Consider the following 23,204-nt stretch of genomic DNA (forward strand, 5'->3'; position numbering starts at 1 on the left):
AGGAAGGCCCAGGCCGCCCACTGGCCGCCGCCCGCCGGGAGTGCCGGGAGCGCCGGGGGCGCCGGGGGTGCCGGGGGTGGTGCCGGGGGTGCCGCACGGCCCGCGCCGGGACGGTCTGCGCCGCCCGGGCCCGGGTCGTCACGTCGGGCGTCACTGTCACCTCGTGGCCGCGGCGGCGGCCTGCTGGGCGGCGCTCAGCGCGTCCTGCGGCGACTTCGAGCCGGACAACGCCGCCTGGAAGGCACCCCACATCGGTTCGGAGATCTTCGGGTATCTGGTGCCGAGGTCGTCGCTGGTGCGCCCCTTCGCGGCGTGTACGGCGTCGACCCACACCGCCAGATCGGGCGTGGTCTGCACCTGCTTGCGCTGCACCGCGTCGGTGGCCGCGATGTAGGACAGCGTGGTGTCCGTGGTGTACGCGTTGTCCGCGCTCGTCAGGCAGCCGATGATCTTGTCGGTGGTGGCGTACCGGGCGGTGTCCTTCTGCGCCGGCGCCGTCACGAACTCCCCGCCGGTGGGCGCGGGTGCGGTGCCGCCGGCCTTCGCGGGGATCGGGATGATGCCGTACGGGAATCCGGCCTTCTTCGCGTTCGCCAGCTGCCAGGTGCCGTTCTCGCTGAATGCGAAGTCACCGGAGGTGAACTCCTGCCAACTGGTGGTCTGGGTGTTGTTGATGACCGAGTTCGGCGCGTACCCCTGCTTGAGCCAGTCGGTCCAGAGCGTGAGCGCCGAGACGGCCGGCGCCGAGTCCAGCTGCGTGAGGTTGGCCCCGGAGCCCCAGAACCAGGGCAGGAACTGGAAGGAACCCTCCTCGGTCCCGATCGCCGAGAAGGTGATCCCCTTCTTGCCGGCCGCCTTGACCTTCGCCAGCGCCGCGGTCAGCGAGGCCCAGTCGGTGACCGTCGCCGGGTCGACCTTCGCGGCGTCGAGCACGTTCTTGTTGTAGTACAGCGCGAGGGTGTTCGCCCCGATCGGGATGCCGTAGGTCTTCCCGTCCAACTGGCCGGCGGCCAGCAGGTTCGGCTCGACCGCCGAGGTGTCCACCTTGGTCTCGGCGGTGGTGGTCAGCACGCCGGCCTCGGCGAGCGTGGACACCACCGGGTTGTCGACGATCAGCACGTCCGGCGAGTTGCCCTGCTGGGCGGCCAGCAGCGCCTTGTTGGTCAGGTCGGTGGTGTCGTAGCCGGTCCGCTTGACCGTGACGCCGGCATCGGTGCCGCAGCCGGTGAGCAGCCTGACCCAGTCCGAGCTGTCGTCGAACTGCGGGTACGGGTCCCAGATGGCGTACTCTCCGCCGCCCGCCGCCGATTCGCCGTCGGAGGACGAGGCGTGCGAGCAACCGGCCGCGAGACACGCGGTGGTGATCAGGGCCGCGGCAACCCGGAGGCGGCGCCGCGCCGAGGTGGACAGGGTCATATCGGATCCCCTTCGGGCGGGTGGTCTGCGTGGACAGGGATGGCCCGGCGGTGCGGTCGAAGCATCGATGCCAGGGCAGAAGGAAAACGATTGCCGCCACGCTAGGGACAGCCTTGCGCGCCTGTCAAGAGCAAGTTACCGTTTTATGAAGCGACCGGCGGCAGTGGCTCGGAAACCCCGCCGACGGTGAAGTTGCGGGGGAGGAAACGCTGAGTATCACAGCCAGGGCAGCCACGATCACCGAGGTGGCGGCGCTCGCGAAGGTGTCCGTCGGGACGGCGTCCAAGGCGCTCAACGGGCGCGGCAGCCTGCGCCCGGAGACCGTGGCCCGGGTCCGCCAGGCCGCCGACCAGCTCGGCTTCGTCGCCAACGCGGCGGCGCGCAGCCTGCAGACCGGACGCACCTACACCGTCGGGATGATCACCACCGACAGCATCGGCCGGTTCAGCATCCCGCTGCTGATCGGCGCCGAGGACGCGCTCGGCGCCGGCCAGATGTCGGTTTTCCTCTGCGACGCCCGCGACGACTCGATCCGGGAGCAGTACTACCTGCGTACCCTGCTCGGTCGCAAGGTCGACGGGATCATCGTGACCGGCCGGCGTACCCAGGCCCGCGCGCCCATCGGCGGCGACCTGAACGTCCCGGTCGTCTACGCCTTCATCAGCTCCGCGGACCCCCGCGACTGTTCGGTGGTGCCCGACGAGGCCGACGGCGCCCGGCGCGCGGTGCAGCACCTGCAGGCCATCGGCCGCCGCCGCATCGCCCACGTCACCGGTCCCGAACACCACCACTCGGCCCGGGTCCGCGCCGAGGCCGCGGCCTCGGTCGCCGACCTGGTGGCACCCCCGCTGTACGGCGAGTGGAGCGAGGCGTGGGGCCGGCAGGCGGCCGGCATCCTGCTCTCCACCGGCACCGAGATCGACGGCATATTCTGCGGCAGCGACCAGATCGCCCGCGGCGTGGCCGAGGCCCTGCGCGATGCCGGTCGCGCCATCCCCGGCGACGTGGCCCTGGTGGGCTTCGACAACTGGAACGTCATGGTGGATGCCTGCCGGCCCCCGCTGACCAGCGTCGACATGGACCTCGAAGGCATCGGTCGGGAGGCCGCCGAACTCCTGCTGGAGGCGATCAACGGCAATCCCCGGCACGGCCCGCGGAAGCGCCCGTGCCGGCTGGTCCCCCGAGCCTCCACGGCGGTCTAGCCAGGAGTACGGTCCAAGGGCTTATCGCATCCGGTTGAGGGCTTCGGCGAGTGACGCGGCAACATCGGGTCGGGAGAAGTCCCACACCATCAGCAGCCCGTGTGAGCTGCTGAGAGTCAACCGGCCGTACATCATGACCGGCAACTGCCTGTTGTTCTTGAAGCGGCGGTCTGGACCGCCCGACTTGTTGGCGTACTGCCAGGTCGTGTCGACACAGCGGGCGTCGGATGGCGGTGTCTCGGACTCGACGAACAGTTGGTTGGCTACCTGCGCCCGGACCTGGGCGTAGGACAGGTCGGCGTAGCGCCTGCCGTGTCGGACGAGGACCCGGTCCGGTAGGAAGTAGACCGACCGCTCCTTGGTCTGCAGGCTCGGTATGGCGATGTTGGTAACGAGAACTGGCGGTCCGGCCAGATCCAGGCGGCCCACGGTGCGTCGCACCAGCCTGCTCGCCCCGGCGTTTACCTTCTGCTGGTACGGGTTGGAGAGCATTCCTTCCGCCTCGATCTGCCAGACTCGCTCGACCCGGCTGACGAATCCGCTGCTCGCGGTGAAGTGCTCGTACCTCGCCGCCGGTGCATCCTCGACCTGATAGAACACGACCACCGAGCGCCGTGCGAGGTCGCGCTGCCGCAGCCACCAGACAGCCGGCCCGCCGAGCACGAGCAGCAGGAGCCCGACGGGCGGGGTCAGCAGCCCGAGAATTGTGATGGCGGCTGTCGCCCATGGCCACAGTGCCCGTCGACTCGCAGCAGCCTGCATCTGACTGATCAGATCGGACGGTTGGGAAGCGACGAGATGTTGCACGGACTCGCTGCCCAACTCGCGCATCACCACCCCGGCGTCGTGAGACGGCGAAGCGGGTCGTACGACGGGCCGGTCCGGCGCGGCGGGCTGACCACCGAAGTAGGTGGCGCCGCGTCCGGCCACCCGGACATAGTTGCCGCGCGGCCCAGTGCCGATCCGGAACCCAGGTACGCCAGCGGAAACGCCAACTCCGGAAGAGGAGAGGTTGAAGCGGAAGGGGCCCGCCTTGAGGCTGGTTCGCAGGTAGAACGTCATGGCACGATCACCTTGATCGGTGGCCAGTTCGGCGGCGGGTTGAACCGGTGCTGCATGGGTGAACCTCCGGGTGGCTGAGCCACCGAGACTGGCACGCCGCAACGGGTCGGCTACTCCACCGGTCGGCCGGAACGACGGTCCGGAATCCGACTTGTGGGAAGGCCGACCGGCGGTGGAGTCGACGCTGCAGGCTGCAGGCGGATCGCGGCGCTGGGCGACCAGCGGATCGCTGAGTGGCGCGCCGCGGCACTGCCGTGAGGGCAAGCGTCGGGCCGGTCAGGCCGCGCCGCCGGCCGCGTCGTCGCCGGCGACCGTCAGCACCCCGTCGAGTTCGGTCAGCGCCGCGGTGAGCGGGGCGAGATCCCGGCCGCCGGTCAACGTCAACCAGACCGTCACCGCCGGCGGGTCCCGTTCCGGGCGCGGCTGGTCCACGTACAGCTCGTTGACGGTGAACCCGCGCGCCGTGCAGGCGGTGAGCGCGTCGCGCAGCACGCCGCGTCCGTCCAGGTAGGTCAGCCGCAGCCGCCAGGGCGCGTACTTCGACCGGGGCAGCCGCGCCGAGAGCGGGGTGAGTGCGAACACCACGATCAGGTGTCCGGCGGTGGCGGCCACGGCGAGCAGCCACAGCCCGGATCCGGCCGCCATCCCGATGGCGGCGGTCAGCCAGATCACCGCGGCGGTGGTCAGGCCGCGGACCGCGTCCCGCCGTACGAAGATCAGGCCGCCGCCGATGAAGCCGATTCCGGAGACGATCTGGGCCGCGACCCGGGACGGGTCGAGCACCACGTGTTCGCCGAACACGTCGGCGAAGCCGTACTTGGACACCTGCATGATCAACGCGGCGGCGAAGCCGACCAGGGTGTGCGTGCGCAGCCCGGCGCTCTTCTGCCGGATCTCCCGCTCCAGCCCGATCACGGCCGACAGCAGCAGGGCGAGACCGAGTTCGCCCAGTTGCGGCCAGCCCTGTGTGTCGGCGAGCGCCATCGCGCCACCGTAGGGCGTGCGGTGCGGATCGACAAGCGGCTGCGCTCCGCGAACCCCGGCCGCACATCCTCGGCCGCACATCTCCGCCCGCAACAGCAGATATTCATGGGCTTGAGTAGATGGAGGTGCTCCCGTAACATGACCGACACCTTTGTTAGCGCTCACATAGCGGCTCCTCCGCCCGCCCGGGTCCGTCGATCATGGAGTCGGTGGTCGGGCCGGCGACCCGGTCCCGGGCCGCGGCACACGGCAGCATCCACCACCATTCGTCCAAGGACGGCCCCTGTGAAGATACGAAGAAAAGGCACGCTCGCGCTCCTGTCCGGTGCGGCCACCCTGCTGGTCGCGACGGGGGCGGCGGTGGCGCTACCCGCCTCGGCCGCCGCCGCGGGCTGCTCGGTCGACTACGCCATCTCCGCACAGTGGCAGGGCGGGTTCGGCGCGAACGTGACGGTCACCAACCTCGGCGACCCCGTGTCGAGCTGGCAACTGACCTGGACGTTCGCCGCCGGACAGACGGTCACCCAGCTCTGGAACGGTTCGGTCAGCCAGTCCGGCGCCCAGGTCACGGTGAGCAACGCCGCCTACAACGGCAGCATCTCCACCGGCGGCACCGCCAGCTTCGGTTTCAACGGCACCTGGACCTCGGCGAACCCGGTCCCGACCAGCTTCGCGCTCAACGGGGTGGCCTGCACCGGGGCGACCACCCCGAGCACCGCCGCACCGACGACCGCCGGGCCGACCGCGTCGCCCACCCGACCGCCTCGCCGACCCCGACCACGTCGCCCACCCGACCGCCTCGCCGACGCCGACCAGTTCGCCCACGCCGACCACGTTCACGAACCCGGTGGTCTGGCAGGACTTCGCCGACGGGGACATCATCCGGGTCGGCGACGTGTACTACTACTCGGCCTCGACCATGCACTACTCGCCGGGCGCGCCGATCCTGCGCTCCTACGACCTGGTGAACTGGGAGTACGCCGGGCATTCGGTGCCCCGCCTGGACTTCGACTCCACGGCGTACGACCTGACCGGCGGCCGGGCGTACGTGAAGGGGATCTGGGCCTCGGCCTTCAACTACCGGCAGAGCAACAGCACGTACTACTGGCTGGGCTGCACCGAGTTCAACCGGACGTACGTGTACACGGCGGGTTCGGTCGGTGGCAACTGGACGAAGAAGGCGCGGATCAACAGCTGCTACTACGACGCGGGTCTGTTGTTCGACACCGACGACACCCCGTACGTGGCCTACGGCAACGGCACGATCAGCGTGGCGCAGCTCTCCAGCGACCTGACCTCGCAGGTGCGCAGCCAGACGGTGTACACCACGCCGTCGAGCATCGGCACGCTGGAGGGCTCCCGCATGTACAAGCGGGGGAACTACTACTACATCTGGCTCACCCGGCCGGCCAACGGCCAGTACGTGCTGCGCTCGACCAGCCCCTGGGGGCCGTACGAGCAGCGGCAGGTGCTGCTGGACCTGCCCGGTCCGATCTCCGGCGGCGGCGTGCCGCACCAGGGCGGCCTGGTGCAGACCCAGAACGGCGAGTGGTGGTACATGGCGTTCACCGACGCGTACCCCGGTGGCCGGATGCCGACGATGGCCCCGATCACCTGGTCCAGCGACGGCTGGCCCACCCTGCAGACGGTGAACGGCCGCTGGGGGAGCAGCTACACCCGGCCGAACCTGCCGTGGCATCCGGTCGCCTCGATGATCGGCACCGACACGTTCTCGGGCACCACGCTGGGACCGCAGTACGAGTGGAACCACAACCCGGACACCGGCCGGTTCAGCGTGAACAACGGGCTGCGCCTGTCGACGGCCACGGTCACCACCGATCTCTACAACGCCCGCAACACGTTGACCCGCCGGATCCAGGGTCCCACCTCGACGGCGACCATCGAGCTGGACTACTCGGCGATGGCCAACGGCGACCGGTCGGGGCTGGCGATGCTGCGGGACTCCTCGGCCTGGATCGGGATCCGCAAGGACAACGGGGTCACCCGGGTCTCGATGACCAACGGTTTGACGATGAGTACGAGCGGGTGGACCACCACGGGTACCGGTACCGAGCAGGCGGGTGCGACGGTCAGCGGCGGCCGGATCTGGTTGCGGGTCAACGCGAACATCCAACCCGGCTCGGGGCGTACCGCCACCTTCTCGTACAGCACCAACGGCAGCACCTTCACCACGCTCGGGCCGGCCTTCACGTTGAACAACGACTGGCAGTTCTTCATGGGCTACCGGTTCGGCATCTTCAACTACGCCACCCAGGCCCTCGGCGGCTCGGTGACCGTCAGCCGGTTCGCGGTCACCACGCCATGAGGCAGCGACGCTGAGGCAACCGGCGCGAGGCATGGCCCCGGCCCGCTCACGGCGGTCCGGGGCCACCGTCCGGCCGGTCGATCCGGTCCACGAGCCGCCGGACGGCAGCCTGGTACTCCGGCTGGCTGTGGTAGGGCCAGTGGCGTTCCACCGGCGGCGGCACGGTGTCGGTCGGGTCGATGGTGACGGCCCGCGGGTCGCGCAGCCGGACGTCCACGGCGGCATGGTCGGCCCGGTCGTCGGCCCGGTGGTCGGCCCGGTGGTCGGCCCGGTCGTCGTGCCGGGGGAAGATCGCGCCGCCGATGGGATCGGTGTCGCGCCACAGGTTGAGCCACCGCCAGCCGAGCCGGTCACCGACGTCGCAGAGGGTCTCCCGGCCCAGGTAGGCGGGATACAGCCGGGCGTAGATGCGCTCCAGCGGGCTGCCGTGGCTCAGCAGCGCGACGCGGCGCAGCACCCGCGGCGGCAGTTGCAGGATGGTCGCCGCGGCCAGCACCGAGCCGTGGCTGTGCCCGGAGATGACCACCGGCCCGGCGGCGGCCAGCGCGGAGACCCGCTTGGCCAGTTCCGGGACCGCTCGGGCGGCGTAGCAGGGCGGCGCGAACGGGTGGGCGGTCCGCGGCCAGAACGTACCGATGTCCCACAGCGCCGCGATCACCCGCCGGGTCTCGGCGGACCGGTACGCGCGGAAGCCCACCAGCAGCAGGCCGATCACTGCCAGGCTGAGCACCCAGATGCTCAGGTCGGTCACGTACGCGGCGAAGGTGGCGACGCCGGTGTGCCGGCCGGCGAGCCGGGCCGCGAGTTCGGTGGGTCCCGTCCCGATCAGGTCGAGCGCGATGGTGGCCAGGCCGAGTGCGGAGATCACGAAGAAGGAGACCAGCATCGGCCCGAGTTCCTCGATGACCTGGGCCTCGGCAACGGTCCGGTGCACCACCCGCAGCCTGGCCCGGGCCTGCGGCGGCGCGTCCGGGTAGTCCCGCGCCACGATCGCGGCGGCCATCCGCTGCCGGCGACGGCGGCTGAGGCTCAGCGCGCCGGCGGCGGCCACGGAGAGGATCACCATCGAGAGCAGCGCGGCGAGCGCGGCCCACCAGTAGGCGACGGGTGGCTCCAGTGGCCCGTAGGACCGCGGGTTCGGGCGGATCGGGTCGGGGATGGCCCCGCGGTCCAGCAGGTCGGCGACCCGGTAGACGAGCGTGGCGGTGAAGGCGGCCCCGACGCTGACCGCCGCGGCGGCGACGATCGGCGTGCCGAGCCCGCGCAGGAAGGGCGGGATCTCCCGGCGTACCCCGCGGCGCCGCCGGACCGTGACGGCCGCGAGCACGATCAGCAGGACGCCCTGCGCGGTGATCAGACCTCCGGCGCTGCCCTCGTACCCGGGAAGTTGCCCGATCCGTGGCGTGACGTGCCGGGCGAGGCAGGCGTAGCCGAGGCTCAGCACGGTGACGGCCACGACGGCGACCCGCAGCGCCGGCAGGGCGCAGCGGGTCACGGCCGGCCGGATCGGGGTCGGCAGGCACAGCAGGGCGGCGCAGCACAGGATCAGCCCGGTGGCGGCGGCGAAGACCGCCCAACCCGCCGGGTGCCCACCGGTGACGACGGCGGCGGTCAGGCTGGCAGCCACGACGCCGGCGCCCACCCCGAGGTGGAGTTGGCGCAGCCAGGCCGTGGTCCGCTCGTCGTGCCAGAATCCCGGCGCGTCGAGGCCCTCGGTGCTCTCCTGGGCCGGCGGTCCGAGCCGGGGGTCGAAGCCGCCGAACGCGCGGGCCGAGCGGGTGCCGATCGCCCAGACCACCCGCAGCGCGAGCAGCGGCAGCAGGGCCAGCAGCGCCAGGCGGGGGCCGGGCGGCAGCACCGCCAGCCAGGACAGGTACGGCCGGCCGGCGCGGCACTCGTGGTACGGCACGCACTGCCAGCCCACGAGGTCCATGGTGATCCCGATGATCGACAGCACGAAGGCGGCGGTGAGGGTGCCGGCCAGCAGCCGGCAGAGCGCGCCGAGCAGCCCGAGCCGGTCGGTGCGGGTCGGGCGCAGCCAGATCGACAGGTTGGCCAGCATGAACGGCAACAGCAGCAGCATCGAGGCGGTCCGCACCGCGGCCCCGGCGGTGAGCGCACCCCACCGGTACGCCTCGACGGCGACGCCCGGGGCCGCCCCGCCGGCCGGACCCGTGGCCGGCCGGGGGCGGTAGAAGCCGGCGTGCGCGTCGCCGGCCACCCGCAGCACGATCGGGTGGTCGAGGATCCGCTCCGCCGAGACGCCGGACACCCCGTGCACCCGGAGTTCGGCGGGTCCGGGCTCCGGCGTGGTGGGCACAGGGCCAGCCTCACAGACCGCCGCAGCCGCCGCGGCGGATTCCCCGCAAGCGCCGCCGGCGCGGCGCCGGCCGCCTGTCCGGTTCGTCGCAGGGCGATCAATGCATAGATGTACTTGATTGTCTGGGGTAGCGTGTCCAGCGGCGGTGGTCACCCGTACCGGCACGTGCGGCCGGGCGACCCCGGCGGAGCGGACCTACCAGCACAGCGAAGGGAGTGACGCGTGAGAAACCGTACCGGGTGGCGCAGGACCGCACCGATCCTCGTGCTCGCCACCATCCTCGCCGGCGGCGCGACGGTCGCGACCGCCGTCTCGGCCCAGGCCGCCGCCGGTTGCCAGGTCGCGTACACGGTGAGCGCACAGTGGACCGGAGGGTTCACCGCCAACATCAGGATCACCAACCTCGGCGACGCCATCAACGGCTGGCGGCTCGGCTGGACCTTCCCGGCCGGCCAGGCCGTCACCCAGGCGTGGGGGTTCACCGCCAATCCGGCCAGCGGCAGCGTGCTGGCCACGAACGTGGACTACGACGCCGTCATCGCCACCAACGCCTCCATCGACGTCGGCTTCAACGGAAGCTGGACCGGAAGCAACCCGAGCCCCACCGGATTCACCCTCAACGGCACCGCCTGCACCGGCTCGGTCGACCCGACCGCGGCGCCGACCAGCGCCTCGCCGACGGCGGCGCCGACCAGCGCCTCGCCGACCGCGGCGCCCAGCACGGCGGCACCGACCAGCGCGCCACCCGGCACGGGCACGCCGACGGTCGCGGCCGACGGCACCGGCACCTACCGCACGGTCCAGGCGGCCATCGACGCGGTGCCGGCGAACAACACCCAGCGGGTCGTGATCACCATCAAGCCCGGCACGTACCGCCAGGTCATCACGGTGCCGGCGAACAAGCCGTACATCACCCTCGCCGGGCTCGGCTCGGGTCCGTCCGGCACCGTGCTGGTCTACAACGACTCCGCGGCCAGCAACGGCACGTTCGCCAGCGCCAGCATGTTCGTGTACGGCGCCAACTTCGTCGCCGAGAACCTCACGATCTCCAACGACTACGACGAGAACAACGGCGCGTACCAGGCGGTCGCGCTGCACCTCAACGCCGACCGGGCGGTGCTGCGCAACGTCCGGCTCCTCGGTGACCAGGACACCTTCCTGATCAACGTGAACGCCCGGGCGTACGTGGTGGACTCGTACGTCGAGGGCACCGTGGACTTCATCTTCGGCGACGGCACCGTGGTGTTCAACAACTGTGTCCTCTACGAGAAGCGCTCCACGGGCGGGCCGATCACCGCCGCCCGGACCGACCCGGCGAAGACGTACGGGATGCTGATCTACCGCTCGACGATCACCGGGGCGACCGGCAACACCACCGAACTGGGCCGGCCCTGGGGGCCGAGCGCCCAGGTCGTCTACCGGGAGTCGGTGCTCAGCGCCACCATCCGGACCGCGCAGCCCTGGATGGACATGTCCGGCAACGTCTGGCAGAACGCCCGGTTCTTCGAGTACAAGAACACCGGCGCGGGCGCCGGGGTCAACGGCAACCGCCCGCAGTTGACCGACGCCCAGGCGGCCAACTACACCCCGCAGAAGTACCTGGCCGGCAGCGACGGCTGGAACCCGATGTGACGACGATCCCCGGGTCGTGATCATCCGTCCGGGTCGTGACGCGTCGGGGTCGTGACGCGTCGGGGTCGTGACGCGTCGGGGTCGTGACGCGGACGGGTCGTGATCCGGACGGCGGTTGCGGATCGAGACGACACAGGTGTCGGGGCCGGCCCCGTGGACCGGCCCCGACACCCGTGACGCCGGCCTAGCGGTGCGGGCGCTGCGCCACGCGCGGCAGCACGTAGGGCGGTCCGGCGTAGATCAGGTCGGCCCGCATCACGTTGTACGCCCGCTTGGGCTGGTAGTTCTCGTCGTAGATGGTCGCCAGGCCCTCCGGCGGGTTGTCGAAGGTGCCGGGGACCCAGGAGTGCTTGTCGGTGAAGCCCCAGACCGTGAACGACAGGCAGTGCCGTTCGGACAGGCACGCCTGGAGCAGGATGCTGAAGTTCGCGGCCGACGCCTGGAGCCGGGGGTTGATCTCGGCGGACTCGCCGGCCTGCACGCCGTCGGTCATCTGGCTGCGCACGTCGACCTCGGTGAAGGCCGTGGCCAGCCCCAGCGAGGTGAACTTCTTCAGCGCCGCGGCCACCTGGAGGGTGTCGTAGTTGCCGTACTGGGTGCCCAGGTGGCCCTGGCTGCCGACGCCGTCGATGGGCACGCCCCGGGACCGCAGGTCCTTGGCCATGTCGTAGACGAACCGGGTCTTGTCGTTGGCCGGGTCACCCGAGCCGAACGCCTCGATGTTGTAGTCGTTGTAGAACAGCAGCGCCTGCGGATCGGCCGCGCGGGCCCAGCGGAACGCGTCGGCGATGTAGCCGGAACCGAGGTGCTCGGCCCAGAAACCCTTGTAGTGCAGCGTCGGCGGGTTGTCCCAGGGGTCGCTGACCGCCTCGTTCACCACGTCCCACTGCCAGATCTTGCCCCGGAAGTGCCTGACCACGTCGGTGATGTGCTTGTGCAGCAGGTCGCGCAGTTCGTCGTTGCTGATCGAGCCGTCGGCCACGCCGCTGGTCAGCCAGCCGGGGAGCTGGTTGTGCCAGACCAGCACGTGTCCGCGGACGCGCTGCCCGTGCTGGCGGGCGAAGCTGACGAGTTCGTCGGCCGGCCCCCAGTTGTAGGTGCCCCGGGTGGGTTCGAGGCTCTCCCACTTCATCACGTTCTCGGCGGTCACCGTGGAGAACTCGTCGCCGACGATCTGCCGGTACTGCGGGTCGTCCGGGTCGGCCAGGGCGTCCATGTCGACCGCGGTGCCGACGTACAGGTTGTGCCGCAGGCCCAGGTTGCGCAGGCTCTGGTCGGTCGGGTCGTAGGGGTGGCCCGCCGAGGCGGGCAGGCTGTTCAGGGTGGCGACGGTCGCGACGGCGACCGCGGCGGTGGCTACCCACCGTCTCAGCTTCATGGGCGTACCTCTTCCGGGGAGGGAACGGGGCCGGATCGGGTGGAACCGAAATGTTCCGGAAAGTTTCCGAGACGCGATCGAAACATTACGGTTATCGATCTGCCTGGTCAACAGGCCGCCCCGGCGCCCAGGGACGGCCCGGCGGGTGGGCAGTTTCGTCCAAGACGCGGATACCGGCCGTGCGGCAGCGTTGACCGGCGTGCAGACCGACACCGCGCCCGTGCGCTTCGACACCAAGATCGCCGTACTGCTCCGCGACGACCTGGCGGCCTGGCAGCGGCTCAACGTGACCGCGTTCCTGGTCAGCGGCCTGGGCCGGGCCGCGCCGGAGGTGATCGGGGAGCCGTACGCCGACGCCGACGGCAGCGCCTACCTGCCGATGTTCCGGCAGCCGGTGCTGGTCCTGGTCGGCGGCCGGGAGGTGCTCGGCGGCGCGCACGCCCGGGCGCTGGCCGGGGAACTACCGACCGCCGTGTTCACCGCCGAACTGTTCCGGACCGGCAACGACCGGGACAACCGGGCCGCCGTGCGCGCGGTCGGCCGCGACCGGCTCGACCTGGTCGGGATTGCCGTGTACGGCCCGCGCAACGCCGTCGACAGGGTGCTCAAGGGTGCCCGGATGCACCCGTGACGCCCCGGGTCGCGGCGTGGCCCGGTACCTGCCCGGGGTGAACCCGAGGGTGTGTCGGAACTGCCGGCACAGGTGGGACTGGTCGCAGAAGCCGGCCCGCACGGCCACCTCGGCGGCCGGCAGGCCGTCGGCGAGCAGCCGCCGGGCCAGCTCCAGCCGGCGGCTGACCACGTACCGGTGCGGGCTCATCCCGAACCGCCGGGAGAACGCCCGGACCAGGTACGTCGGGCCGGTGTGCAGCCGCGCGGCGGCCGCGGCCAGCGGGATGCCCGCGGGCAACCGCTCGTCCAGCAGGTCGCGGAACCGGTCCGCCAGGCGCGGGTCGCGGACCTCCGGCGGCCGCTGCGGCACCCCGGAGCGCCCCAGGTGCTGCCGCAGCCGCTCGGCCACGAAGGCCAGCTCGGTCTCGGCCGCGACGTCGTGCCCCGGGCGCAGCAGCAGCCCGTGCAGCCGGTCGATCCGGCGCCGCAGCGGGCCGTCGTCGATCGCCGGATGGTCCAGCGCCGGACCGATGAGCCCCTCGCCGAGCTGGCCGGTGTCGAGGTAGAGCACCCGCTTGCGGAAGCCGGCCGCGGTGACCGCCCGGCCGTTGTGCGGGACGTACGGCGGCAGCAGCGTGACGACCTGCCGGAACGCGCCGTGCTGGTGCCGGTCCAGGTCGTAGCGCACGATCCCGTCGTCGACCACGAGCAGGGTCCACGTCTCGTGCAGGTGCATCGGGTAGGCGTGGTCGGTGAAGCGGGCGTGCAACACCTCGCTGATTCCCGCGACCCCGGGCGACCACGCCCGGACGGCCGGCCCGGCAGTCACATGCGCAAGTGTAGGCCGGTGCCGGGCCGCCGACCGGCGGCCCGGCACCGGCCGGCGGCTCAGCCGAAGGCCGAGACCGGCGTCGCGTACACCATCCGCTGGCCGGGGTGCTCGGTGACGGTGAACAGCACGTCGCCGAAGCCGCGGAAGCCCGACCAGTACGACAGGTCCTCCGGCCCGACGGCCGCGGTGACCCGCCGGGTGGAACTGCTCAGCACGCCCGTGCTGGCGCCGGCCGGCGCGCTCGTGCGCAACAGGTCGCCGTTGTCGTTCTGGTCCGGCACGTCCGTGCCGTGACTGCGCTGCACGTACCAGGTGTCGCCGTGCGAGACCGCGCCCTGGATGTTCGACACCGGCAGCCGGAAGGCGCTGGCGGCGTGCCAGCGGCCGTCCGCGGCCAGCGACGGCTGCCCGTTGCTGCCGTTCAGCGGCCAGGTGGCGACCCGGCCGACGGTGCTGCCGTTGCAGTACTCGCCGGTGGTCAGGTGGTCGGTGCCGGTGCGGTCCAGCCCGACGAAGGAGAAGTGCGGCGACCCGGTGCCGGTGCACACGCTCGGATCGGTCACCTCGCCGGCCGCGCTGGTCCAGGCGGCCACCTCGGGCATCACGTACCGGTAGCCGTGCCCGTAGAAGACGCCGTCGTGCCGGCCGATCCGGGTCTTGTCGGTGGTGTCGCCCCTGCTGCCGGCGGCCTGGAGATCGAAGATGTAGCGCATGTCGAAGACCCGGAAACCGCGCCGGGTGTCCGCGACGTACAGGTAGTTGCCGTACCACGCGATGCCGCCGGCGTGCAGCGAGCTGCCGGACGAGTCCTGCTTGGTACGCAGGCTCATGTACGTGGCGTTGCCGGAGTCGTTGATGTACGGGTACGCCAGCAGCACGTGCTGGTAGTCACCGGTGTCCGGGTTGATGAACGTCACCCGGGCGCCCTTGACGTACTCGGAGTCGTCGTTGTACCAGCTCACGATCAGCGGTTGCGCGGTGCCCCACGCCTGGTCGTCCTGCGCGTCGGCGACCGTGGTGATGCCCTGCGGGGTCCACTCGACGTTGCCGCCGTTGGTGCCGCTGTCGGCGGAGTCGAAGCAGAAGCTGTACACCGGCGCCAGGGTGCGTTCCTTGACGTCCACGGCACCCGGGTTGCAGATGGCGCCGCGCCCCTGCATGGCCGTGCCGTGCCGGCTGGACTGGGCCAGCAGGTTCTGCACGCCCAGCTTCGGCAGCTGCGCGTCCAGCAGCAGCACCCGGTCCATCAGCTCGGCCTGGTTGGACGCCGGCCGCAGATCGAAGTCGGACAGGGTCGGCGCGCCCGCGGCCTCGGCCGGGACGGCGGCGACCGCGGTGGAGACCACCACCACGGTCAGCGCCGTGGTCACTCGTCGGATCCACATGAATTTGACCTCCCCAGGCTTGTGGATCGAAGACCCTGAGGGTATGACCACCGGGCGCTCGGCCCGGTCCCGGGGCGCGGCGCCGGGACCCGACGGGCGGTTCGAACCCGGGATCCCCGGGCCGCGTGACTATGATCGGCGACCCGGTCCGGTACGCCGGCCGGCCCGGCCAGGAGGGAGGCTCCAGGTATGCGCGACGCGTCCGCCTGCTGGTTGCGGGCGCCCGGTGCGGCGGAGATCCGCCCGGTCCGGCTGCCCGATCCCGGCCCCGGCGAGGTGCTGGTCCGCACCCGGTACACCGGGGTCAGCCGGGGGACCGAGACGCTGGTGTTCGCCGGCAACGTGCCGCAGAGCCAGTACGCGGCCATGCGGGCGCCGTTCCAGGAGGGCGACTTCCCGGCCCCGGTGAAGTACGGCTACCTGAACGTCGGCGTGGTCGAGTCCGGCCCGGCCGACCTGCGCGGCCGTACCGTCTTCTGCCTCTACCCGCACCAGAGCGGGTACGTGGTGCCGGCCGACGCCGTGGTCCCGGTGCCCGACGGGGTGCCGCCGCAACGGGCGGTACTGGCCGGCACCGTGGAGACCGCGGTGAACGCGCTGTGGGACTGCCCTCCGCTGGTCGGCGACCGGGTCACGGTGCTCGGCGCCGGGATGGTCGGCTGCTGCGTGGCGGCGCTGCTGGCCCGGTTTCCGGGGGTCCGGGTCGAACTGGTGGACCTCGACCCCGGCCGCGCCGCGGTGGCCGCCGCGCTCGGGGTGGACTTCGCCACCCCGCCGCGGGCGGCCGGCGACCGCGACCTGGTGGTGCACGCCAGCGCCAACGCCGCCGGCCTGCAACGCTGCCTGGACCTGGCCGCCGTCGAGGGCACGGTGCTCGAACTGAGCTGGTACGGCGACCGGCCGGTGGAGCTGGCCCTGGGCGGGGCGTTCCACTCCGGCCGGCTGACCGTCCGGGCCAGCCAGGTCGGCCGGGTCGCCCCGGCCCGAAGGTCCAGCCGCAGCTACCGCGACCGGCTGGCGCTCGCGCTCGACCTGCTCGCCGATCCCCGGTTCGACGCGCTGATCACCGGCGCCTCCCCGTTCGCCGAGCTGCCCGAGGTGCTCGCCCGGCTCACCGCGGGCGGCCTGCCCGCGCTCTGCCATCTCATCACCTACGACGGGAAGTGATCGCGTGTTCAGCGTGACGGTCCGGGATTCCATGATGGTCGCCCACAGCTTCCGCGGCGAGGTCTTCGGGCCGGCCCAGCGCCTGCACGGGGCGACCTTCGTGGTGGACGCGACGTTCCGCCGGGTGGATCTCGACGACGACGGGATCGTGGTGGACATCGGCCGGGCCACCGAGCAGCTGCACGCGGTGCTGGGCGAGCTGACGTACCGCAACCTCGACGACGAGCCGGCCTTCGCCGGCGTGAACACCACGACCGAGGTGCTGGCCCGGACCGTCGCCGACCGGCTGGCCGACCGGGTGCACGCGGGGGAGCTGGGCGAGGGCGCCCGGGGGCTGGCCGGGATCACCGTCACGCTGCACGAGTCGCACGTGGCCTGGGCCAGCTACGAGCGGAGCCTCTGAGCGTGCCGCCGGAGGCGGCCCGCCCGGCGTCCTCCGGCGCCGAACCCGGCGGGGGGTCGCCCGGTCCCGAACCCGGCGGCGAGCCGCACGGTCCCGAACCCGGCGGGGGGTCGCCCGGTCCCGAACCCGGCGGCGAGCCGCACGGCGCCGGTCCCGGCGGGGGGCCGCCCGGGACCGTGCACGTGGTGCTGCCCGGCGACATCGACGACCCGGGCACACCCAGCGGCGGCAACAGCTACGACCGCCGGGTCTGCGCGGGGTTGGCCGCCGCCGGCTGGACGGTACGCGAACACGCCGTACCCGGATCCTGGCCGCACCCCACGCCGCCGCAGCGGGCCGGGCTGGCCCGGCTCCTCGCGGCGCTGCCCGACGGAGCGTCGGTGCTGATCGACGGCCTGGTCGGCTCGACGGTGCCGGAACTGCTGACGCCGCACGCGCGCCGGCTGTGCCCGGTGCTGCTGGTACACATGCCGCTGGCCGACCGGGCCGAGGCCGCGGCGCTGGCCGCGGTCGCCGGCGTCATCACCACCAGCGGGTGGACCCGGCAACTGCTGCTGCGCCGGCACGCACTGCCGGCCGACCGGGTGTGGGTCGCCCGACCCGGGGTGGACCCCGCGCCGCCCGCGCCCGGCACGGCCGGCGGCACCCGGCTGCTCTGCGTCGCCGCCGTCACCACGCACAAGGGGCACGACGTGCTGGTCGACGCGCTCGCCGCGGTGGCCGACCGGGACTGGCGGTGCACCTGCGTGGGCGCCCTCACCCGGGACCCGGACTTCGTCGACCTGCTCCGCGAGCGGATCCGCCGGCACGGTCTGGCCGACCGGGTCCGGCTGGCCGGCCCGCGTACCGGCGCCGCGCTGGCCGCCGGGTACGCCGACGCCGATCTGCTGGTGCTGGCCTCCCGCGGCGAGACCTACGGCATGGTGGTGCCGGAGGCGCTGGCCCGCGGCGTACCGGTGCTGGTCAGCGCGGCCGGCGGGCTGGCCGAGGCGGTGGGCCGGGCGCCGGACGGCACCCGGCCGGGGCTGCTGGTCCGGCCGGACGACCCGGCGGCGCTGGCCGGGGCGCTGCGCCGCTGGCTGGACGACGCCGCGCTGCGGGACCGGCTGCGCCGCTGCGCCCGCGCCCGCCGGGACACCCTGACCGGCTGGCCCGACACCACCCGGCGGGTCGCGGCGGCGCTGCACCGGGCGGCCGGACGGTGAACCTGACCGGTCCGGCGGTGGTGCCGGCGATCCGGCGCGGCCCGGCCTCCGTACCCCCCGAGCGCGCTACCGAAGGAGACCACCCCTTGACGATCCCGCTTCCCCCCGACTTCGCGGCGTGGCTGGACCTGCGCGAACCGGCCGACGCGGCGGCCAGGTCGGCCGAACTGGCGGCCAACGTCCGCCGCCGGCTCGCAGGCCGCGGCCCGCTCACGATCCACGACCTCGGCAGCGGAACCGGCTCGATGGCCCGGTGGCTCGCGCCACTGCTGCCCGGACCGCAGCACTGGCTGCTCTACGACCAGGACGCCGACCTGCTGGCGCACGCGGCGCGGCACCTGCCGGAGCGGGCCGCCGACGGTTCCCCGGTCACCGCCGAAACCCGGCAGCGGGACATCAGCCGGCTCGATCGGCACGAACTGACCGGCGCCGCGCTGGTGACCGGGTCGGCACTGCTGGACATGCTCACGGCCGACGAGCTGGCGCGGATCGTGGCCGCCTGCGCGGACGCCGGCTGCCCGGTGCTGTTCATGATCTCGGTGACCGGCGGGGCGCGGCTGGACCCGGCCGAACCGCTGGACGCCGAGATCGCCGCGGCCTTCGACGAGCACCAACGCCGTACCGTGGCCGGCCGCGCGCTGCTCGGCCCGGACGCCGCCCGGGCCTGCGCCGCGGCCTTCGCCGCCCGCGGGCTCGCGGTCCGGCTCCAACCCAGCCCCTGGCACCTCGGCCCGAACCAGGCGCCGCTGATCGCCGAGTGGTTCACCGGCTGGCTGGCCGCCGCGCTCGAGCAGCGGCCCGAGCTGGCCGCGGCGGCCACCGCGTACGCGCAACGCCGGCTCGCCGCGGCGGCCGCCGGCCGGCTGCGGGTGCTGGTCCCGCACACCGACCTGCTGGCCGCGGCCTGACCGCGGCCTGACCGCGGCGGGCCACTGATATCGCCCTATGTGGCGAAGGACCCCTTATTTACGGGAGGACCGTCCCCGGCTGAACCCAAACCTCGCCCGCTGCGTACAGGCGGGGGGACGTTCATCCAGGGAGGATCCAGGTGCAGAACGGTACGGGCGCGCGGTCCAGGCCACCGGTCGAACTTGCCCGGCGGGCCTGGCCCTGGGCCAGGGCATTCGGCGGCGTGGCGCTGCTCGGCCTGCTGCTGTGGTGGTTGGGCACCGGACCCTTCGTGGCCGGGTTGCGGCTGATCGACGGCCCGTCCCTGGCCGCGGCGCTCGGCATCGGGGCGCTCACCACGGTCTGCTGCGCCTGGCGGTGGCGCCTGGTCGCCGGCGGGCTGGGTGTGCGGCTGCCGCTCGGCACGGCCGTGGCGCACTGCTACCGCGCCGTGTTCCTGAACGCCACGCTGCCCGGCGGGGTGATCGGGGACGTGCACCGCGCGGTGCGGCACGGCCGGGACGTCGGCGACGTGGGCCGGGGCATCCGCGCGGTGGTGTGGGAACGCGCCGCCGGCCAGTTCGTGCAGGTCGTCATGGCGGTGGTCATCCTGCTGGCGTTCCCGTCCCCGGTCCGCCGCTACCTGCCGGCCGGGCTGGCACTGGCGCTGGCCGTCGCGCTCGGCTGCGCCGTACTGGCGCGGCTGCTGCCGCGGTCCGGCACCGCCCGGTGGGCCCGCCCGGTGCGGGCCGTCGTGGCGGACCTGCGAGCCGGGCTGCTGGCCCGGCGTGCCTGGCTGGGCGTGCTGCTGGCGTCGGCGGTGGTGGTGGTCGGCCACCTGGCCACCTTCCTGGTCGCGGCCCGGACCGCCGGGGCGACCGCGCCGCTGTCCCGGCTGGTACCGCTGACCCTGCTCGCCCTGGTGGCGATGGGCCTGCCGCTCAACGTCGGCGGCTTCGGGCCGCGGGAGGGGGTGGCCGCGTGGGCGTTCGGCGCCGCCGGCCTCACCGCCGACCAGGGTGTCTCCACGGCCATGGTGTACGGGGCGTTGGTGCTGGTGTCGAGCCTGCCCGGAGCGGCGGTGCTGCTGGCCCGGCGGGTCCGGCTGCCGGCACCGGCCGCGCCCGCGTGACCGGGCGCCACCGCGCCGGCGGCGTCCGATGACCGGGCGCCGCCCGCCCCGGCCGCGTCCGCGGTACCGGGCGGCCGTCACAGCCCCGCAATACGCTGGAACGGCCACATCCCTCAAGGTCAGGAGCCACATGTCCGACGCACTGCCGAACGCCACGGTCCGGACGCGGGTCACGGTGCCCCTCCAGTTCCCCGACGGGTACGCCGTGGACGCGCGGGTGTTCACCTTCGACGGACTGGTGGACGGGCGGGAACACCTGGCTCTCGGCCTGGGCGACTGGGCGGCCGCGGTGGAGCGGCAGGCGGACGAGGCGCCACTGGTCCGCCCGCACAGCGAGTGCCTCACCGGTGACGTGTTCGGCAGCCAGCGCTGCGACTGCGGCCCGCAACTGCGCGAGGGGGTGCAACGCATCGCCGGTGCCGGCGGCTTCCTGCTCTACCTGCGGCAGGAGGGGCGCGGCATCGGCCTCTACCCGAAGCTCGACGCGTACGCGTTGCAGGACACCGGGCTGGACACCTACCAGGCGAACCTGGCGCTGGGCCACCGCGCGGACGAGCGGGACTACACGGTGGCCGCGCAGATGCTGTCCGCGCTGGGCGTGCGCCGGGTCAGCCTGCTGACCAACAACCCGGACAAGGCCGGCCAACTGCGCCGGCTGGGACTGGCCGTCGTCGACCAGGTGTCCACCGGCATCTACCTCTCCCCGGCCAACGCCGGATACCTGGCGGCCAAGGCGAGTCACCACGCCCGCGCCTCCGACGTACCGTCCGTGCGCTGAAGCGGCGACCGTGCCGGCACCCGCGCGACCCTACGTGCTGCTCAGCTGCGCCACGTCGATCGACGGATACATCGACGACGCCAGCGAGCAACGGTTGGTGCTGTCCAACGCCGCCGACCTCGACCGGATCGACGAGGTACGCGCCGGCTGCGACGCCATCCTCGTCGGCGCCGGGACCGTCCGCCGGGACAACCCTCGACTGCTGGTCCGCGATCCGCGCCGCCGGGCGGCCCGGCGGGACCGTGGCCTGCCCGCCTCACCGGCCAAGGTGACGATGACCGCCCGCGGCGATCTGGACCCGGGCGCGCGGTTCTTCACCGAGGGCGAGGCCGAGAAGCTCGTCTACTGCGCCAGCGCCAGCGCCGGCCGCACCCGCACCCGGCTGGGCGCGCTGGCCAGCGTGATCGACGCCGGAGACCCGGTCGACCCGGTCCGGGTGCTCGCCGACCTGGCGGCCCGAGGGGTACGCCGGCTGATGGTGGAGGGCGGCGGCACCGTGCACGCCCAGTTCCTCACCGCGGGGCTGGCCGACGAACTGCACCTGGTGGTCGCGCCGTTCTTCGTGGGCGACGGGCGGGCGCCGCGCTTCGTCGGCGAGGGCCGGTTCCCGTGGCATTCCGGCCGGCCGGCCCGGGTCACCGAGGTACGGCGGATCGGCGACGTGGTGCTGCTGCGCTACGCGCTCTCCGACCGCTGCCGGCCGGCACCGGACTGAGCGCCCGGCGTCAGTCCGCGCGGGCCGCCTCGTTGGCCGTGGTGATCGTGTCCAACCCGGCGGAGAGCTTCCCGGCGTACCGCTGGGTGATCCCACCCTCGCGCACCCGGTCGGCGATCTTCTGCCGGAGGTCCCGCACCCGCTCGTCCACCTCGGTCGGATCGCTGGTCCGCAGCGGGTCGGTCACCTGCGCGAGGTCCCGGCCCACGTCGTACCGGATGTCGCCGGAGGCAATCCCGGCGTCCACCAGCTCACTGAAGGCCAGGATGGCCGCCGGCAGGTCCGTCGAGGTCGACGCGCCGGACGCGGTGGCGCCGGGCGCCGGCGTCGGACCGGGCGAGGCCGGCGGACCCGCGGAGGGCCGGTCCGATCCGGCGGGATCGCCCGGGGCCGGGCGGGGACCCGCGCTCGCGGTGCCGATGCCGGTGTCCGCGGACGGCGCGCCGTCCGGTCCGCCACCGGGGGAGTCGTGGTCCAGACGCGGGGCGAGCAGCGACAACGCGACCGCGGTGAGCACGGCGAGGGTCGCCCAAGCGGCCGCCACGAGCCGCTGCCGGCGACCGGTGGGCGGGCCACCGGGCTCGGTACCCGGTGGCGGCGCCGGCCGATCCGACGGCGGCCCGCTCCCGGCGGCTGCCCCGGTCGGCGTGTCCTGCGTGGAAGCCCTGGTTGCCCCGGTTGCCCCGGTTGTCGTGGTCGCCCCGGTTGTCGTGGTCGCTGCGGTCGCCGCCGTGAGGGTGGCGGTGCCGGCCCCGGCCATCTGCGCGGCCCCGGCCCACGGCGCGGTCCCGGCCGGTGGCGCGGCGACCGCCGCGCCGGCCGCGCCCGCCGGCACGCCGGCCTCCGCCGGCTCCGGCCGGCCCGGCAACTGCGCCCGCAACACCGCGGCCACCTGGGCCGCGGTCGGCCGCGCGTACGGATCCCGGGACAGGCAGCGGCGGCAGGCGTCCACCACCGCGGGCGGCAGGCCGGGAACGGCCAGCGGCGGCGCCGGCCGGCTCAGCGCCCCGGCAAGCTCGTCCCAGGTGTCGGCGGGATGCGGGACGCGGCCGGTCAACGTCTCGTAGAGCAGCACGCCGAACGAGTACACGTCGCCGGTCGGCCGGGCCGGTCGGCCGTCCAGCCGCTCCGGGGCCACGTACGCCGGGGTGCCGAACGTTTCCCCGGTGTCGTCGTCGTCCGGCGTGTCGACCCGGGTCGCGATGCCGAAGTCGAGCATCTTGGCGCCCACCGCGGTCAGCATGACGTTTCCCGGCGTCACGTCCCGGTGCACGATGCCCATCCAGTGCGCCGCGGCCAGCGCCTCGGCCACCTCGGCGCAGACCCGCACCGCCTCGGGCCAGGGCAGCGCACCGGCGGTGAGCCGGGCCTCCAGGCTCTCCCCGGACAGCAGCTCCAACACCACGAACGCGGTCACCGAACCGTCCGGTGCGACCGTCTCGCCGTAGTCGTGCACGGCGGTGACGTGCGGATGGACGAGCTGGGCCGCCGAGCGGGCCTCGGCCCGGACCATCGCCCGGAACCGGGCGTCCGCCGCCAGCGCGGCGGCCAGCACCTTGACCGCCACGAGCCGGTCGAGCACCTCGTCGTGGGCTCGCCAGATCACCGACATGCCGCCGGCGCCGACCGGATCGATCAGGCGGTACCGGCGGGCCAGCAGGTCGCCCGCGCGCAGCACTCTCATCGTGTCGCACCACCTGTCCGGGGCGGGGATCCCCTCGCCGGTTGCGGATTCCACGAGGTCTGTCGATCCGATGCTACCCGTCC

At 73.3% G+C, this 23,204-nt stretch carries 17 protein-coding genes and 2 pseudogenes; 11 read left to right on the plus strand and 8 right to left on the minus strand.

The genetic code is table 11. The features are described from left to right. Positions 1-156: 156 nt before the first annotated feature. Positions 157-1,416, minus strand: a complete 1,260-nt coding sequence (locus CIK06_RS10015; protein WP_095564597.1) for an extracellular solute-binding protein — start codon at positions 1,414-1,416, stop codon at positions 157-159. Positions 1,417-1,661: 245 nt separating this feature from the next. Here CIK06_RS10015 and CIK06_RS10020 point away from each other — a divergent pair, with 245 nt between their 5' ends. Next, positions 1,662-2,618, plus strand: a complete 957-nt coding sequence (locus tag CIK06_RS10020) for a LacI family DNA-binding transcriptional regulator (protein ID WP_232534122.1) — start codon at positions 1,662-1,664, stop codon at positions 2,616-2,618. Between the two features lie 21 nt (positions 2,619-2,639). Here CIK06_RS10020 and CIK06_RS10025 read toward each other — a convergent pair whose 3' ends face one another. Continuing rightward, the gene (locus CIK06_RS10025; protein WP_095564599.1) at positions 2,640-3,680 is read right to left on the minus strand and encodes a DUF4236 domain-containing protein; all 1,041 of its coding nucleotides are present in this window, start codon (positions 3,678-3,680) and stop codon (positions 2,640-2,642) included. Positions 3,681-3,956: 276 nt separating this feature from the next. Continuing rightward, on the minus strand, positions 3,957-4,664 hold the full coding sequence (locus tag CIK06_RS10030; protein ID WP_095564600.1) for an MgtC/SapB family protein: 708 nt from the start codon (positions 4,662-4,664) through the stop codon (positions 3,957-3,959). Positions 4,665-4,949: 285 nt separating this feature from the next. Here CIK06_RS10030 and CIK06_RS29900 point away from each other — a divergent pair. Further along, a pseudogene (locus CIK06_RS29900) lies at positions 4,950-6,990 on the plus strand (family 43 glycosylhydrolase). 46 nt (positions 6,991-7,036) lie between these two features. On the opposite strand, the gene CIK06_RS10045 reads toward CIK06_RS29900, so the two are convergent. Further along, on the minus strand, positions 7,037-9,310 hold the full coding sequence (locus CIK06_RS10045) for a hypothetical protein (protein WP_095564602.1): 2,274 nt from the start codon (positions 9,308-9,310) through the stop codon (positions 7,037-7,039). A 222-nt stretch (positions 9,311-9,532) separates the two neighbouring features. On the opposite strand from CIK06_RS10045, the gene CIK06_RS10050 reads away from it, so the two are divergent. Then, positions 9,533-10,942, plus strand: coding sequence for a pectinesterase family protein (locus tag CIK06_RS10050; RefSeq protein ID WP_095564603.1), 1,410 nt, complete (start codon positions 9,533-9,535; stop codon positions 10,940-10,942). A gap of 184 nt (positions 10,943-11,126) precedes the next feature. Here the strand turns inward: CIK06_RS10050 and CIK06_RS10055 are convergent, their stop codons facing one another. Beyond that, positions 11,127-12,320: an endo-1,4-beta-xylanase gene (locus CIK06_RS10055; protein WP_095564604.1), complete on the minus strand. Its 1,194-nt coding sequence runs from the start codon at positions 12,318-12,320 to the stop codon at positions 11,127-11,129. 199 nt (positions 12,321-12,519) lie between these two features. Here CIK06_RS10055 and CIK06_RS10060 point away from each other — a divergent pair, with 199 nt between their 5' ends. Then, positions 12,520-12,951 carry a DUF2000 domain-containing protein gene (locus tag CIK06_RS10060; RefSeq protein ID WP_095567704.1) on the plus strand — a complete coding sequence of 144 codons (432 nt, stop codon included), beginning with the start codon at positions 12,520-12,522 and terminating at the stop codon, positions 12,949-12,951. A gap of 63 nt (positions 12,952-13,014) precedes the next feature. Here CIK06_RS10060 and CIK06_RS10065 read toward each other — a convergent pair. Continuing rightward, positions 13,015-13,668: pseudogene (locus tag CIK06_RS10065) on the minus strand (helix-turn-helix domain-containing protein); the annotation flags it as partial. A gap of 152 nt (positions 13,669-13,820) precedes the next feature. Continuing rightward, on the minus strand, positions 13,821-15,149 hold the full coding sequence (locus CIK06_RS10070) for a hypothetical protein (protein ID WP_198348176.1): 1,329 nt from the start codon (positions 15,147-15,149) through the stop codon (positions 13,821-13,823). 189 nt (positions 15,150-15,338) lie between these two features. Between CIK06_RS10070 and CIK06_RS10075 the strand changes: the two genes are divergently transcribed. The 7 genes from CIK06_RS10075 to CIK06_RS10105 all read left to right on the plus strand — a co-directional run bounded on the left by CIK06_RS10075 (position 15,339) and on the right by CIK06_RS10105 (position 21,437). Further along, the gene (locus CIK06_RS10075; RefSeq protein ID WP_095564605.1) at positions 15,339-16,316 is read left to right on the plus strand and encodes a zinc-binding alcohol dehydrogenase; all 978 of its coding nucleotides are present in this window, start codon (positions 15,339-15,341) and stop codon (positions 16,314-16,316) included. Positions 16,317-16,320: 4 nt separating this feature from the next. After that, positions 16,321-16,719 carry a 6-carboxytetrahydropterin synthase gene (locus tag CIK06_RS10080; RefSeq protein WP_095564606.1) on the plus strand — a complete coding sequence of 133 codons (399 nt, stop codon included), beginning with the start codon at positions 16,321-16,323 and terminating at the stop codon, positions 16,717-16,719. Positions 16,720-16,895: 176 nt separating this feature from the next. Continuing rightward, entirely contained in the window at positions 16,896-17,924 is a 1,029-nt protein-coding gene (locus CIK06_RS10085) for a glycosyltransferase family 4 protein (RefSeq protein ID WP_095567706.1), read from the plus strand. Between the two features lie 86 nt (positions 17,925-18,010). Then, positions 18,011-18,832, plus strand: coding sequence for a class I SAM-dependent methyltransferase (locus tag CIK06_RS10090; protein ID WP_095567707.1), 822 nt, complete (start codon positions 18,011-18,013; stop codon positions 18,830-18,832). A gap of 140 nt (positions 18,833-18,972) precedes the next feature. Continuing rightward, complete coding sequence (locus tag CIK06_RS10095; protein ID WP_198348177.1) at positions 18,973-19,944, plus strand: lysylphosphatidylglycerol synthase transmembrane domain-containing protein; 972 nt, start codon at positions 18,973-18,975, stop codon at positions 19,942-19,944. Between the two features lie 130 nt (positions 19,945-20,074). Next, positions 20,075-20,722 carry a GTP cyclohydrolase II gene (ribA, locus tag CIK06_RS10100; protein ID WP_095564608.1) on the plus strand — a complete coding sequence of 216 codons (648 nt, stop codon included), beginning with the start codon at positions 20,075-20,077 and terminating at the stop codon, positions 20,720-20,722. Between the two features lie 10 nt (positions 20,723-20,732). Continuing rightward, positions 20,733-21,437, plus strand: coding sequence for a dihydrofolate reductase family protein (locus CIK06_RS10105; protein ID WP_095564609.1), 705 nt, complete (start codon positions 20,733-20,735; stop codon positions 21,435-21,437). A 10-nt stretch (positions 21,438-21,447) separates the two neighbouring features. On the opposite strand, the gene CIK06_RS10110 is transcribed toward CIK06_RS10105, so the two are convergent. Continuing rightward, a complete protein-coding gene (locus tag CIK06_RS10110; protein WP_095564610.1) occupies positions 21,448-23,121 on the minus strand; it encodes a serine/threonine-protein kinase in 1,674 nt (557 codons plus the stop codon). Positions 23,122-23,204: the final 83 nt, after the last annotated feature.

It is taken from the genome of Plantactinospora sp. KBS50, assembly GCF_002285795.1.
Taxonomy (GTDB): Bacteria; Actinomycetota; Actinomycetes; order Mycobacteriales; family Micromonosporaceae; genus KBS50.

Bases quoted from the DNA above. Each gene is read 5' to 3' on its own strand.
- CIK06_RS10030 (WP_095564600.1), bottom strand. From the start codon at position 4,664: ATGGCGCTCGCCGACACACAGGGCTGGCCGCAACTGGGCGAACTCGGT.
- CIK06_RS10055 (WP_095564604.1), bottom strand. From the start codon at position 12,320: ATGAAGCTGAGACGGTGGGTAGCCACCGCCGCGGTCGCCGTCGCGACC.
- CIK06_RS10025 (WP_095564599.1), bottom strand. From the start codon at position 3,680: ATGACGTTCTACCTGCGAACCAGCCTCAAGGCGGGCCCCTTCCGCTTC.
- CIK06_RS10075 (WP_095564605.1), top strand. From the start codon at position 15,339: ATGCGCGACGCGTCCGCCTGCTGGTTGCGGGCGCCCGGTGCGGCGGAG.
- CIK06_RS10015 (WP_095564597.1), bottom strand. From the start codon at position 1,416: ATGACCCTGTCCACCTCGGCGCGGCGCCGCCTCCGGGTTGCCGCGGCC.
- CIK06_RS10110 (WP_095564610.1), bottom strand. From the start codon at position 23,121: ATGAGAGTGCTGCGCGCGGGCGACCTGCTGGCCCGCCGGTACCGCCTG.
- CIK06_RS10070 (WP_198348176.1), bottom strand. From the start codon at position 15,149: ATGTGGATCCGACGAGTGACCACGGCGCTGACCGTGGTGGTGGTCTCC.
- ribA (WP_095564608.1), top strand. From the start codon at position 20,075: ATGTCCGACGCACTGCCGAACGCCACGGTCCGGACGCGGGTCACGGTG.